13 protein-coding genes are annotated in these 12,945 nt (G+C 70.3%); 9 read left to right on the top strand and 4 right to left on the bottom strand.

All coding sequences use genetic code 11. The features are described 5' to 3' along the window. Positions 1-3 precede the first annotated feature (3 nt). The 7 genes from STRAU_RS33230 to pstB all read left to right on the top strand — a co-directional run bounded on the left by STRAU_RS33230 (position 4) and on the right by pstB (position 8,829). A complete protein-coding gene (locus STRAU_RS33230) occupies positions 4-2,397 on the top strand; it encodes an RNA degradosome polyphosphate kinase (RefSeq protein ID WP_078621690.1) in 2,394 nt (797 codons plus the stop codon). A 1-nt stretch (position 2,398) separates the two neighbouring features. Then, positions 2,399-3,784 (top strand): CHAD domain-containing protein, encoded by a 1,386-nt coding sequence (locus tag STRAU_RS33235; protein WP_052029389.1) that lies wholly within the window; start codon positions 2,399-2,401, stop codon positions 3,782-3,784. 40 nt (positions 3,785-3,824) lie between these two features. Beyond that, on the top strand, positions 3,825-4,253 hold the full coding sequence (locus tag STRAU_RS33240) for an NUDIX hydrolase (RefSeq protein ID WP_016644807.1): 429 nt from the start codon (positions 3,825-3,827) through the stop codon (positions 4,251-4,253). A gap of 389 nt (positions 4,254-4,642) precedes the next feature. Continuing rightward, positions 4,643-5,767 carry a phosphate ABC transporter substrate-binding protein PstS gene (gene pstS / locus STRAU_RS33245; RefSeq protein ID WP_016644808.1) on the top strand — a complete coding sequence of 375 codons (1,125 nt, stop codon included), beginning with the start codon at positions 4,643-4,645 and terminating at the stop codon, positions 5,765-5,767. Positions 5,768-5,873: 106 nt separating this feature from the next. Next, positions 5,874-6,899, top strand: coding sequence for a phosphate ABC transporter permease subunit PstC (pstC, locus tag STRAU_RS33250; RefSeq protein WP_016644809.1), 1,026 nt, complete (start codon positions 5,874-5,876; stop codon positions 6,897-6,899). Next, entirely contained in the window at positions 6,896-7,975 is a 1,080-nt protein-coding gene (gene pstA / locus STRAU_RS33255) for a phosphate ABC transporter permease PstA (RefSeq protein ID WP_016644810.1), read from the top strand. The genes pstC and pstA overlap by 4 nt, the downstream gene beginning before the upstream one ends. Before the next feature lie 77 nt (positions 7,976-8,052). Continuing rightward, positions 8,053-8,829 (top strand): phosphate ABC transporter ATP-binding protein PstB, encoded by a 777-nt coding sequence (gene pstB, locus STRAU_RS33260; RefSeq protein WP_016644811.1) that lies wholly within the window; start codon positions 8,053-8,055, stop codon positions 8,827-8,829. A gap of 383 nt (positions 8,830-9,212) precedes the next feature. Here the strand turns inward: pstB and STRAU_RS33265 are convergent, their stop codons facing one another. After that, positions 9,213-10,211 carry an inorganic phosphate transporter gene (locus STRAU_RS33265; protein ID WP_016644812.1) on the bottom strand — a complete coding sequence of 333 codons (999 nt, stop codon included), beginning with the start codon at positions 10,209-10,211 and terminating at the stop codon, positions 9,213-9,215. Positions 10,212-10,220: 9 nt separating this feature from the next. Beyond that, entirely contained in the window at positions 10,221-10,841 is a 621-nt protein-coding gene (locus STRAU_RS33270; protein ID WP_016644813.1) for a DUF47 domain-containing protein, read from the bottom strand. 167 nt (positions 10,842-11,008) lie between these two features. Between STRAU_RS33270 and STRAU_RS33275 the strand changes: the two genes are divergently transcribed. Next, a complete protein-coding gene (locus STRAU_RS33275; protein ID WP_016644815.1) occupies positions 11,009-11,341 on the top strand; it encodes a metal-sensitive transcriptional regulator in 333 nt (110 codons plus the stop codon). Between the two features lie 50 nt (positions 11,342-11,391). Here the strand turns inward: STRAU_RS33275 and STRAU_RS33280 are convergent, their stop codons facing one another. Together STRAU_RS33280 and STRAU_RS33285 are read right to left on the bottom strand one after the other, a co-directional pair. Then, positions 11,392-11,586, bottom strand: a complete 195-nt coding sequence (locus tag STRAU_RS33280; RefSeq protein ID WP_037663562.1) for a hypothetical protein — start codon at positions 11,584-11,586, stop codon at positions 11,392-11,394. A 172-nt stretch (positions 11,587-11,758) separates the two neighbouring features. Next, the gene (locus STRAU_RS33285) at positions 11,759-12,625 is read right to left on the bottom strand and encodes an SCO4651 family lipoprotein (protein WP_397893236.1); all 867 of its coding nucleotides are present in this window, start codon (positions 12,623-12,625) and stop codon (positions 11,759-11,761) included. Between the two features lie 97 nt (positions 12,626-12,722). On the opposite strand from STRAU_RS33285, the gene STRAU_RS43175 reads away from it, so the two are divergent. Further along, the gene (locus tag STRAU_RS43175; protein ID WP_203227499.1) at positions 12,723-12,881 is read left to right on the top strand and encodes a hypothetical protein; all 159 of its coding nucleotides are present in this window, start codon (positions 12,723-12,725) and stop codon (positions 12,879-12,881) included. Positions 12,882-12,945 lie beyond the last annotated feature (64 nt).

Here is a 12,945-nt window from a genome sequence, read left to right on the forward strand (position 1 = left end):
GCAATGCAGCCCCCCACCGTGCCCGAGCCCGCGCCGGACGGAGCGCGCCCGAACGGCCAGGTCCGTCTCGCGCCCGAGGTCTCCGGCGCGCCCGGATGGGGTGGCGCGCGGAAGAATGGGCCCATGAGCGAGCCCACCGCGCAGTCCGAAACCGAGCACTCCCACGCCGCCGGGGTACGGCACGCGCAGCCGTCCGTCGGCACCCTCGCGGCGCACCGGCCGCACACCATCGCGGCCACCGTCTCCGACCTGGACCCGGACATCGACGCCGATCTGGACGGGTACGACGAGGAGGCCCAGGCGGGGTACGGCGGCGCCGAGCTGCCGCAGGGCCGCTTCCTGGACCGCGAGCGCAGCTGGCTCGCCTTCAACGAGCGCGTCCTGGAGCTCGCCGAGGACCCGAACACCCCGCTCCTGGAGCGGGCGAACTTCCTGGCGATCTTCGCCTCGAACCTGGACGAGTTCTTCATGGTCCGGGTGGCGGGCCTCAAGCGCCGCATCGCGACCGGCGTCGCCACCCGTTCGGCCTCGGGGCTGCAGCCCCGCGAGGTCCTGGAGCTGATCTGGAACCGCTCGCGCGAGCTCATGGCCCGGCACGCCGCCTGCTACCAGGAAGAGGTCGCCCCGGCGCTGGCCGACGAGGGCATCCACGTGGTGCGCTGGCACGAGCTCACCGACAAGGAGCAGTCCCGGCTCTACACCCTCTTCATGCACCGGATCTTCCCGGTCCTCACCCCGCTGGCCGTCGACCCGGCGCACCCCTTCCCGTACATCTCGGGTCTGTCCCTGAACCTCGCCGTGGTGATCGAGAACCCGGTCACCGGCCACGAGCACTTCGCGCGCGTCAAGGTGCCGCCGCTGCTCTCCCGCTTCCTGGAGGCATCCCCGCAGCGTTACGTCCCCATCGAGGACGTCATCGCCGCGCCCAAGCACCTCCAGGAACTGTTCCCGGGCATGAACATCAAGCAGCACCACATGTTCCGGCTCACCAGGAACGAGGACCTGGAGGTCGAGGAGGACGACGCCGAGAACCTCCTGAAGGCGCTGGAGAAGGAGCTGATGCGGCGCCGCTTCGGGCCGCCGGTGCGCCTGGAGGTCGAGGAGTCCATCGACCGGAAGATCCTCAACCTGCTGATGCGGGAGCTGAAGATCGGCGAGTCGGAGGTGCACCCGCTGCCGGGGCCGCTCGACCTCACCGGGCTCTTCGCCATCGCGGGCCTGGACCGGCCCGAGCTGAAGTACCCGAAGTTCGTGGCGGGCACCCACCGCGACCTCGCCGAGGTCGAGTCGGCGCAGGCGCCCGACATCTTCGCGGCGCTGCGCGGCGACCACGACGTGCTGCTTCACCACCCGTACGACTCGTTCTCGACGTCCGTGCAGGCGTTCCTGGAGCAGGCCGCCGCCGACGAGAACGTCCTCGCCATCAAGCAGACGCTGTACCGCACTTCGGGCGACTCCCCGATAGTGGACGCGCTGATCGACGCCGCCGAGTCCGGCAAGCAGGTGCTCGTCCTGGTCGAGCTGAAGGCCCGCTTCGACGAGCAGGCCAACATCAAGTGGGCGCGCAAGCTGGAGGAGGCCGGCTGCCATGTCGTGTACGGCCTGGTCGGTCTGAAGACGCACTGCAAGCTCTCGCTCGTGGTCCGCCAGGAGGGCGACAACCTCGTCCGGTACTCGCACGTGGGCACCGGCAACTACCACCCCAAGACGGCCCGGCTGTACGAGGACCTGGGGCTGCTCACCGCCAACCAGGAAGTCGGCGCGGACCTCTCCGACCTCTTCAACCGGCTCTCGGGCTACTCGCGCCGCGAGACCTACCGGCGCCTGCTCGTGGCCCCCAAGTCCCTGCGCGACGGCCTGATCACCCGCATCAACCGGGAGATACAGCACCACCGCGCGGGCCGCCCCGCCTACGTCCGCATCAAGGTCAACTCGATCGTGGACGAGGCCGTCATCGACGCGCTGTACCGCGCCTCGCAGGCCGGCGTGACGGTGGACGTGTGGGTGCGCGGGATCTGCGCGGTGCGGCCGGGCGTCGCGGGTCTGTCGGAGAACATACGCGTGCGTTCCGTGCTGGGGCGTTTCCTGGAGCACTCCCGGGTCTTCGCCTTCGGCAACGGGGGCGAGCCGGAGGTGTGGATCGGCAGCGCCGACATGATGCACCGCAATCTCGACCGCCGTATCGAGGCTCTGGTGAGGGTGATGGCCCCGGCGCACCGGGCGACCCTGAACCGGCTCCTGGAGACCGGCATGTCGGACACCACGGCCTCGTGGCACCTGGGGGCGGACGGCAACTGGACGCGGCATGCCACGGACCCGGACGGCCAGCCCCTGCGGAACGTACAGGAGATGCTCATAGACGCCCGGAGGCGCCGGCGTGGCACAGCAACACCATGAGATGACGGCGGGCGAGGCCCTGTCGGTCTACCTGCAGGACCAGGCGACCGACTTCCTCCGCTCGCTGCGGCTGCACCGCGAGTCCTCGACGGACGCGCAGGGCGCCGAGGAGTCCCTGGCGGCGGCGCGCTCCCTGCGCCGTGCCTCGCGCCGCATCGGCGCCACGCTGCACACGTTCCGGCCGCTCCTCGACCCCGACTGGACGGAGTCCCTCCGGCCCGAACTGGCGTGGCTGTCGGGCACGTTGGCCCGCGAGCACGCGTACGCCGCGCGGCTGGAACGGCTGTTGGGCGCGCTGCACCGCTTGTCGTCCCCACCCCCGACGACGGCAACCCCGGCGTCCGCCGCCTCGGCGCCGCTGCCGGGGCCGTCCGCCCCGCCGTCGCCCTCTTCGACACCGCCGCTCCGCGGCGGATATCCCCCACCCGCCCACCCGTCACCCCGAACCGAGAGGTGGGCCGGGGGTGGGCCGGGGGCACCCCGGTCCGGAACCACGGCCGCGGGCGGCGACCCCACCGACCCGACGGGCTCGGGCAACCCGCCCGGCGGCCCCCACGCCCCCGCCACCGCTGCGGGCAGGCGCTCCACAGGACAGGCCCTACCCGCAGCCTCAGGCGACCGGGCTACCGCTGTGGGCAGGCGTTCCGCAGGGCGGAACGGGTGGGCACAGCCCCCGGCCCAGGGTGCCGATCATGTGGGCCCCGGCCAAGGCTCGCTCCCGGCCCAGGCCCCGGGCTCAGGGCAGGCCCCGGCGGCCAAGAAACCCACCGGCCCCCTGGCCGTAGGCGCGGCCAAAGCGGCCGCCCTGCTGGAGCGCCAGCTCACCCTCGCCCGCACCCGGGCCCACTCCGCCGCCCTGCAAGCCTTCGGCTCCTCCCGCTTCCACGCGGTGGCGGACAACGTCGCCGTGCTGGCCAGCGAGGTCCCCCTGCGGCCCGCCGCCGAGGGGGACCTGAAGCCGCCGGCCGCGGCGGCGGAGGTCCAGCTCGCCGACGCGGTCGCCGCCCTCCCCCTGGTCCAGGCGGGCCACCCGTACAACGCGGAGGCCCTGGTCCACGGCCTGGCGGCGGACACCGCCCCGGAGGCCCAGGACGCCCCCTGGCTGAGGGTCCGCTCGCTGCTGCGCCTGCACCGCTACGCCCAGGAGGTGCTGCTCGGCGACGTCCCCCTGGACCCCCGCCTCGTCCAGGCGGGCCTGGCCCTGGACCTGCACCGCGAGGCGGCGGACGCGGCCGCCGCGGCGGCGTCGGCGGCCCGCACCCCCCGCATCGCCCCGGCCACCGCGTACGCCCTCGGCGTGCTCCACGCCGACCAGCGCCACGAGGTGGAGGCGGCGAGGTTCGCCTTCCACCGGGCCTGGCTGCGGGAGGCGGTCACGACGCCATGACGGCACGGGCGGAGGACGACACCGGGGAGGTGACCGCGCGATGACCGGCGCCCCGGGCCCGATCCGCGCCGCGGGCTGCGTCCTGTGGCGCCGCTCACCGGCGACGGGCGCCCTGGAGATCTGCCTGGTCCACCGGCCGAAGTGGGACGACTGGTCGCACCCCAAGGGCAAGCTGAAGCCCGGCGAGGACCCGCTCGCGGGCGCCGTGCGCGAGGTCGCGGAGGAGACGGGCCAGCACTGCGTACCGGGCCCGCGCCTGCCCACCGCCCACTACCAGGCGGGCGGCCGCCCCAAAGAGGTCCAGTACTGGGCGGCCGAGGCCACCCACGGCCACTTCACGCCGAACCGCGAGGTCGACCGCGTCCGCTGGCTCCCCCCGGCCGAGGCCCGCGCCCGCCTCACCCAGCCTCGCGACCGCGAACTCCTCGACACCCTCCTCACCACCCTCCACCCGGCCGACGAAGGCTGACGAGGGCTCACGAAGGCCGACGAGGGCCGCCGGAACGGACGTGCCCGGCCCCCGTACGCACCGGAAACTGGGGGGAACGCGACCGATCACATCGAGCCACCGCGGCCCTTCCCCGGGCAGCCCGGCCCGGGGGCGACATGGCCCTTTGCGCCCGCGCTCGACGTAATCCGACCGTGACCTAACCACAACGTCCGCGTAGGTTCACCGCGCGTTCATTTACGGCCATCGGCCGCTTCACCTGTTCTGCCTAATTTCGGCCCTACGTGATGCGTGGAGCGATCGATCGGACCGCCCCGGCAACGCGCGCTCGGCCCACAGGCCACCTACGGCCACTCGAACCACCTCGCACGCCGCCCCAGTCCGGCGGCTCCCGGAAGGAACTCCCGAAAGTGAAGCTTCAGCGCAAGAACCGGCGGGCCCTCACCCTCGGTGCTCTCGCCGTCTCCGGCGCCCTGGCCCTCACGGCGTGCGGCTCGGACGACACGGGCGACAACGGCGACGGCGGCAAGAAGTCCAATGCCGCCAGCGACATCAAGTGCGACGACGCCAAGGGCCAGCTGGCCGCGTCCGGGTCGTCGGCCCAGAAGAACGCCATCGACGCCTGGGTGAAGCAGTACACGGCCGCCTGCAAGGACGTCCAGGTGCAGTACAACCCGACCGGCTCGGGCGCCGGCATCACCGCGTTCCTCCAGGGCCAGACCGCCTTCGCGGGCTCCGACTCGGCCCTGAAGCCGGACGAGATCGAGAAGTCGAAGAAGGTCTGCAAGTCCAGCCAGGCCATCGACCTGCCGATGGTCGGCGGCCCCATCGCCGTGGGCTACAACGTCCCGGGCGTCGACAAGCTGGTCCTGGACGCCAAGACCCTGGCCGACATCTTCAACAACAAGATCAAGAACTGGAACGACAAGGCGATCGAGAAGCTCAACCCCGACGCCAAGCTCCCCGGCACCAAGATCCAGGCGTTCCACCGCTCGGACGAGTCCGGCACCACCGACAACTTCACCAAGTACCTCAAGGGCGCCGCCCCGTCCGCGTGGCCGTACGAGACCGGCAAGTCCTGGGAGCCCAAGGGCGGCCAGTCCGCGCAGGGTTCCTCCGGTGTCGCCCAGCAGGTGAAGCAGACGACCGGCGCCATCTCGTACATGGAGCTGTCGTACGCCGAAGAGGGCATCGAGACCGTCGACCTGAAGACCGGCGCCAAGGAGCCGGTGGAGGCCACCGTCGACAACGCCTCCAAGGCGATCTCCGAGGCCAAGACGGTCGGCAAGGGCAAGGACCTCGCCCTTGAGCTGAACTACAAGCCCACCGCCGAGGGCGCGTACCCGATCACCCTGGTGACGTACGAGGTCGTCTGCGAGAAGGGCAACAAGTCGGACACCCTGGCGACGACCAAGTCCTTCCTCAACTACGTCTCCAGCGAGGACGGCCAGGCCCTCCTCAAGGAGAACGGCTACGCGCCGATCCCGTCCGAGATCATCACCAAGGTCCGCGAGACCGTCGCGGCCCTGAGCTGACCCAAAGGCGCGGCCCACCACCCGGTGGGCCGCGCCGTCCGGTGCACCGCCGCCAGGAGCCGTGCCCCGCCAGCGGGCGGGACGGCTCCGCAGACCGGAGAACCCCATGGATATACCCACGGATACGACACCGCCTCCTCCCCGCGTCGAGGACGCCAAGCCCACGACCGCAGCGCAGAAGCGCGCAGCCCGCGGCGCCACCCGCCCCGGAGACCGGATCTTCCTCGCCCTGTCGCGCGGATCCGGCATCGCACTGCTGCTGGTCATGGCCGCCATCGCGGCGTTCCTCGCCTACCGCGCCTCCATCGCCCTCGCCGACAACGAGGGCAGCTTCTTCACGACCTTCGAGTGGGACCCGGCCGGCATCACGAGCGGCGGCAAGCCCGTCTTCGGCATCGCCGTCCTGGTGTTCGGCACCGTCGTGAGCTCGATCATCGCGCTCGTGATCGCCGTCCCCGTGGCCATCGGCATCGCGCTCTTCATCTCGCACTACGCGCCGCGCAGCCTGGCCGCCCCCATCGCCTTCGTGATCGACCTCCTGGCCGCCGTGCCGTCGATCGTCTACGGCCTCTGGGGCGCCCTGGTCGTCGCCCCCAATCTGACCGGCCTGTACAGCTGGCTCGACGACTACTTCGGCTGGACCGGCATCTTCGAGTACCAGGGCGGCGCCCCGCGCTCCCTGATGACCGTCGGCATCCTGCTCGCGATCATGATCCTGCCGATCATCACCAACGTGAGCCGTGAGGTCTTCCTCCAGGTCCCGAAGTTCAACGAAGAGGCCGCGCTCGCGCTCGGCGCCACGCGCTGGGAAGTCATCCGCATGTCGGTGCTCCCGTTCGGCCGCTCCGGCATCATCTCCGCCTCGATGCTGGGCCTCGGCCGCGCGCTCGGCGAGACGATCGCCGTCGCCACCGTGCTCTCCCCGAGCTTCGTCATCAACGCGTCCGTGCTCGACTACGGCGGCGGCACCTTCGCGCAGAACATCGCCAGCAAGTTCAACGAGGCCAATGAGTACGGCCGGGACGCCCTCATCGCCTCCGGCCTGGTGCTCTTCGTCATCACGCTGCTGGTCAACGGCGCGGCCCGCCTGATCATCGCGCGCCGCAAGGAGTACTCGGGGGCCAACGCATGAGCATCAGCACCATGAAGCCGACCGGTACTCCCGGCGGCGAGAGCGGCCCCTCGAACCTCAAGGCCGCGCGCCTGCCGCGCTGGTCGCCGTACGTCATCGCCGTCGGCTCGCTCGCCGTGGGCTGCGGCATCGGCCTCGCCGCGGGCCTGGACTCCCGCCTCCAGTGGGGCCTGATCGCGGCGATCCTGTTCGTCGCCGTCTCGTACATCCTCTCGGCGACGGTCGAGGGCGGCCGCCAGGCCAAGGACCGCCTCGCCACCTCGATGGTGTGGGTGATGTTCCTCCTCGCCGTCGTCCCGCTGGCCTCGCTCGTCTACGAGACCGTCCAGCGCGGCGCCAAGGTCTTCAACGGCTACTTCCTGAGCCACTCCATGGGCGTGGTCGCCGACAAGGAAACCGGCGGCGGCATCTACCACGCCATCATCGGCACCCTGGAGCAGGTCGGCCTCGCCTGCCTGATCGCCGTGCCGATCGGCCTGCTCACCGCGATCTACCTCGTCGAGTACGGACGCGGCAAGCTCGCCAAGGCGGTCACGTTCTTCGTCGACGTGATGACGGGCATCCCGTCGATCGTCGCGGGTCTGTTCGTCCTCAGCTTCTGGATCCTGATCCTGGGCTTCGACTTCTCCGGCTGGGCCGGCGCCATGGCGCTGTCGATCCTGATGATGCCGGTGGTCGTGCGCTCCACCGAGGAAATGCTGAAGCTCGTCCCGAACGAGCTGCGCGAGGCATCGCTCGCGCTCGGCGTACCGAAGTGGCGCACCATCCTGAAGGTGGTCCTGCCCACCGCGATCGGCGGCATCACGACCGGCGTCATGCTGGCCATCGCCCGTATCGCCGGTGAGACCGCGCCCGTCCTGCTCCTGGTCTGGGTGAACCCTTTCATCAACACGAACCCGTTCGACGGCGCCCAGGCATCGCTGCCGCTGTACATCTACCAGCAGTACCAGTCGGGCAACCAGGCCGGTTACGACCGTGCCTGGGCGGCGGCCCTGGCCCTGATCGCGTTCATCATGATCCTCAACCTCGTGGCCCGCGGCGTCGCCCGCTGGAAGGCCCCGACGACCGGTCGCTGAGGCGACCTATTCGGCTCCGCCGAGTGGGGCCGGTCAGCGACCGACAGCAGTACGTTTCCGAAAGAAGCAGTGATCCCATGGCCAAGCGAATCGACGTATCGGGCCTCAACGCCTACTACGGTTCCCACAAGGCGATCGAAGACATCTCGATGACCGTGGAGCCCCGCTCCGTGACGGCCTTCATCGGCCCGTCCGGCTGCGGCAAGTCCACGTTCCTGCGCACCCTGAACCGCATGCACGAGGTCACCCCCGGCGGCCGGGTCGAGGGCAAGGTCATGCTGGACGGCGACGACCTGTACGGCTCCGGCGTGGACCCGGTGAACGTGCGCCGCACCATCGGCATGGTCTTCCAGCGCCCGAACCCGTTCCCGACCATGTCGATCTTCGACAATGTCGCGGCGGGGCTGAAGCTCAACGGCTCGTACAAGAAGAGCGAGCTGAACGACGTCGTCGAGAAGTCCCTCAAGGGCGCCAACCTCTGGAACGAGGTCAAGGACCGCCTGAACAAGCCCGGCTCCGGCCTCTCCGGCGGTCAGCAGCAGCGCCTGTGCATCGCCCGCGCGATCGCGGTCGAGCCGCAGGTCCTGCTCATGGACGAGCCCTGCTCGGCCCTCGACCCGATCTCCACCCTCGCCATCGAGGACCTGATCGGCGAGCTGAAGGAACGCTTCACGATCGTCATCGTGACGCACAACATGCAGCAGGCGGCCCGCGTCTCGGACCGCACGGCCTTCTTCAACCTCGCGGCGGTCGGCCAGCCCGGCAAGCTCATCGAGATCGACGACACCGAGCGCATCTTCTCCAACCCGTCGGTCCAGGCGACCGAGGACTACATCTCCGGCCGCTTCGGCTGACCGACGGGTGAACCGAGCTCCCCGCGGTGCTGCATGGCGGTGCCACCGCAGGGACACAAAGGCCCGCCCCCTGGCTCCCGGGGGGCGGGCCCGTTCCGTTGGTATGTCAGCCCGTCGAGGGGGTCCCCCCTGCTCTTTAAGAGCTTTGGGGGAGTTTGAGGACGAGCCGCGAAGCGGCGATAGGGGGGTCCGGAGGCGAAGCCCCCGGTTTCGGGAAAGGGGCGGGTCTGGGGCGCCCCGCGAGGACCTACAGGAACGCCAGGTTCACGATCCAGAAGCTCACCGCGGCGACCAGCGCCGCCGCCGGCATCGTGATGCTGCATTCCCCGGGGGATAACCCCCGGACCCCCAGCCGACACCGCCGCCCCGCACCCGCGTGGGCATCACAAGAACGCGAGATTCACGATCCAGAAGCTCACCGCGGCGACCAGCGCCGCCGCCGGCATCGTGATGAACCAGCCGAGGATGATGTTCTTGGCGACACCCCAGCGCACCGCGTTCACTCGCTTGGTCGCACCCACACCCATGATCGCGGACGTGATGACGTGAGTCGTCGAGATCGGCGCGTGGAACATGAACGCCGCGCTGAACATGACCCCCGCCCCCGTGGTCTCCGCAGCGAACCCCTGCGGCGGATCCAGCTCGATGATCTTGCGGCCGAGCGTCCGCATGATGCGCCAGCCACCCGCGTACGTACCGAGCGACAGCATCACCGCACAGGCGATCTTGACCCAGATCGGAATCGGGTCGCCGGCGTCCTCGACATCGGCGATGACCAGGGCCATCACCACGATGCCCATGGTCTTCTGCGCGTCCTGGAGGCCGTGCCCGAGCGCCATGCCGGCCGCCGAGACGGTCTGCGCGATGCGGAAGCCCCGCTTGGCCTTGTGCGGGTTGGACTTGCGGAACATCCACATGATCGCGCACATCACCAGATAGCCGACCAGCAGACCGACCAGCGGCGACAGGAACATCGGGATGACGATCTTCTCGACCACCCCGGACCAGATCACCCCGATGCCACCGGCGAGCGCCGCGCCCACCAGGCCGCCGAACAGCGCGTGCGACGAGGACGACGGCAGGCCGTAGTACCAGGTGATCAGGTTCCAGACGATCGCGCCGACCAGACCGGCGAAGAGGATCCACATCCCCTTCGTGCCGTGCGGCGTCTCGATCAGCCCTTCGCTGACCGTCTTGGCGATGCCGCTGCCAAGGAAGGCACCGGCGAGGTTCATGACCGCGGCCATGGCGAGCGCCGCGCGTGGCGTCAGCGCACGCGTGGAGACGGAGGTGGCGATGGCGTTCGCGGAGTCGTGAAAGCCATTCGTGTACGTGAAACCGAGCGCGACGCCAATGGTCACGATCAACGCGAAGGTGTCCATGGAGGTGCCTCAGGACTCCTTGACCGCGATGGTCTCCACCGTGTTGGCGACGTGCTCGAACGCGTCGGCCGCCTCTTCCAGCACATCGACGATCTGCTTGAGCTTCAGCACCTCGATGGCGTCGTACTTGCCGTTGAAGAGGTGGGCGAGCAGCTTGCGGTGGATCTGGTCGGCCTGGTTCTCCAGGCGATTGACCTCGATCCAGTATTCGGTGAGGTTGTCCATGGTGCGCAGGTGCGGCATGGCCTCGGCCGTCAGCTCGGCGGCCCGCGCGAGCACCTCGATCTGCTGCTCGACGCCCTTGGGGAGCTCCTCGACCTGGTACAGAACGACCAGGTCGACGGCCTCCTCCATGAAGTCCATGATGTCGTCGAGCGAGGACGCCAGGGAGTAGATGTCCTCGCGGTCGAACGGCGTGATGAACGAGGAGTTCAGCTGGTGGAAGATCGCATGCGTCGCGTCGTCCCCCGCGTGTTCGGCGGCCCGCATACGCTCTGCGATCTCGGCTCGGGCCGAGGCATCGGCCCCGAGCAGTTCCATCAGGAGCTTGGAGCCTGTGACGATGTTGTCCGCGGATGCGGCGAACATGTCGTAGAAGCTCGTCTCCCTGGGGGTCAGACGAAATCGCACGTGGGGTCCTCGGGGTGCTTTGGATGCGGTCAGGCTGATGCTAGGCGCATCATCTGGCCACGGCTAACCGGCCATACCCCAGTGTCGCCCATCAGGCACAGTGATCAGCACACCACCCGAGGAATCGGCTACCCTATACCCACTAGGGGTATGCACAGGAGGACGCGATGACGACCACAGAGGCGGCCGAAGCAGTTCAGCCGGAGCAGCCCCACAAGACGCACGGGTATCACAAGCAGAAGGACGAGCACCTCAAGCGCCTGCGCCGCATCGAGGGCCAGATCCGCGGCCTGCAGCGCATGGTCGAGGAGGACGTCTACTGCATCGACATACTCACGCAGGTCTCCGCCGGCACGAAGGCCCTGCAGTCCTTCGCCCTCCAGCTCCTGGAGGAGCACCTGCGCCACTGCGTCGCGGACGCGGCGGTCAAGGGCGGTGACGAGATCGACGCGAAGGTCGAGGAGGCCACGAAGGCGATCGCGCGGATGCTGCGTACGTGAGTCCTCGCGAGCCGCGACGCGGCGGGAAAAACGGCCGGTATGCGGCGGGCCTACGGCCGGGAATCGTCCCGGTCCGCCCCGCCCTCAAGACCGTCGGAGACTCGCAGCACCTCGTCGATCCGGTCGGCACTGAGCCGCTCACCGCGCGCGGCGGACGCCGCGATGATCAGTTCGCCGCACAGCTCGATCTCGGCGAGGGCGACGTGGTCCTGAACTGCCGTCGCGCCCACCGGAGCCACGTTCATCACCTCTTCCTGACGACGGTTGTGCCGGTACCGGCTTCCTAGAGTAGGGAGCGCCCTACGCACCGCGCATGGCACGGACGGACCATATTCCACCCCTCATTCCCCCCTCCGCCCCGCCGTACGGGGCCTCGCCGGACGCGCTCCGCGGTCGTCGGCCGCCCTGTGCAACGGCTCAGCGCTCGGCGATCTTCCCGGCGAAGATGTCCTTTCCCGCGGGCAGCGTCACGTCGACGGGTGCCCCGAACCCGGACAGTGAAGTCGTCGACGCCACCGTGCCGTTGGACACCTTGAACCGGTGCCGGACCTTGCGCAGCCGGCCCTCCTCGTCGAGGTACGCGTCGAAGGGCACCCCGGCCCTGCTGAACCCTTTCCCTGCCGCTGCCCGCAGCGCCGGGCCGTGCTCCTTCGACGCGGGCCTCGCGGCGCGGGCGAGGTCCGCGACGCCGCGGTAGTGCGCCACGTCGACGCCGTCGACGCGGGTCCGCTCCACGAACGTCACCCGGCGGGCGCCGCGCAGGAGTTCGGCGGCGACGAGGGGGTCGGTGGCGCCGCCCGTGACGAGGTTCCCGTCGGACAGGGAGGCCGTCTCGATGTGCACCCATTTGTCGGCGGGCACGCCCGCGCCGCGGTTCTTCATGTACAGGTCGCCGTCCGACATGAGTTCGGTGACCGGGGGCCTGCGCTCGGCGGAGCTGCCCGCCGGGTCCTGCGGCAGCACGACGTCGAGACGGCCGAGGCGGCGCCGGAAGTCGTACGTTCCCTCGCCCGTGACCGTCACCCGGGTGCCGCCGCTGGCCATCTCCATGGACGTACGCGCCTTGGAACTGCCCGCGCGCATCAGGGAGTCGGCGGCGCCGCGCACCGTCCCTGCGGGGTCTCGCGCCGCCGGGTCGTCGCTCGCCGCGGCGCCGCCGCCCACGCAGCCCGTGGTGAGCGCCATCAGTCCCATCGCGGCGGCGGTGGCAGCGGTGGCCGCCGCCGCTCTGCCCCTGTGCCTGCGCTGCTGCCCCATCGCCCTGCCGACCCCCAGCCTCTCCATGTGTCAACCGGCCCGGCCCCTTGTCGTTTCGACTAACGACCGGTACGAGGCGTCGTCACGCCGCAGGGCATTCACCCGACGGGCGTACGGTGGCTCTGTGGCAGAGCAGCAATCCACCGAGCCCCACCGCACCACGACCGTCGAGAACGGGCCCTTCTGTGCCGCGCGGTGCACGTGCGGGTGGCGGGGGCCCGCCCGCAGGGCCCGCAGCAAGGCCCGCGACGACGCGGCCCACCACGCCGCCGCCCCCTTCTAGCCGCCCCCACGCCGGGGGCCCCTCCAGCGCCCGCCGCTCCGCGGCGGGATCTCTCCCACCCGCC

The organism is Streptomyces aurantiacus JA 4570 (genome assembly GCF_000414115.1).
GTDB lineage: Bacteria > Actinomycetota > Actinomycetes > Streptomycetales > Streptomycetaceae > Streptomyces > Streptomyces aurantiacus_A.

What these genes read in the sequence shown, in the direction of transcription:
- STRAU_RS33265 (WP_016644812.1), bottom strand. Translation starts at nt 10,211, where the DNA reads ATGGACACCTTCGCGTTGATCGTGACCATTGGCGTCGCGCTCGGTTTC.
- pstC (WP_016644809.1), top strand. Translation starts at nt 5,874, where the DNA reads ATGGATATACCCACGGATACGACACCGCCTCCTCCCCGCGTCGAGGAC.
- STRAU_RS33230 (WP_078621690.1), top strand. Translation starts at nt 4, where the DNA reads ATGCAGCCCCCCACCGTGCCCGAGCCCGCGCCGGACGGAGCGCGCCCG.
- STRAU_RS33275 (WP_016644815.1), top strand. Translation starts at nt 11,009, where the DNA reads ATGACGACCACAGAGGCGGCCGAAGCAGTTCAGCCGGAGCAGCCCCAC.
- STRAU_RS33235 (WP_052029389.1), top strand. Translation starts at nt 2,399, where the DNA reads ATGACGGCGGGCGAGGCCCTGTCGGTCTACCTGCAGGACCAGGCGACC.
- pstB (WP_016644811.1), top strand. Translation starts at nt 8,053, where the DNA reads ATGGCCAAGCGAATCGACGTATCGGGCCTCAACGCCTACTACGGTTCC.
- STRAU_RS33280 (WP_037663562.1), bottom strand. Translation starts at nt 11,586, where the DNA reads ATGAACGTGGCTCCGGTGGGCGCGACGGCAGTTCAGGACCACGTCGCC.
- STRAU_RS33240 (WP_016644807.1), top strand. Translation starts at nt 3,825, where the DNA reads ATGACCGGCGCCCCGGGCCCGATCCGCGCCGCGGGCTGCGTCCTGTGG.
- STRAU_RS33285 (WP_397893236.1), bottom strand. Translation starts at nt 12,625, where the DNA reads ATGGAGAGGCTGGGGGTCGGCAGGGCGATGGGGCAGCAGCGCAGGCAC.
- pstA (WP_016644810.1), top strand. Translation starts at nt 6,896, where the DNA reads ATGAGCATCAGCACCATGAAGCCGACCGGTACTCCCGGCGGCGAGAGC.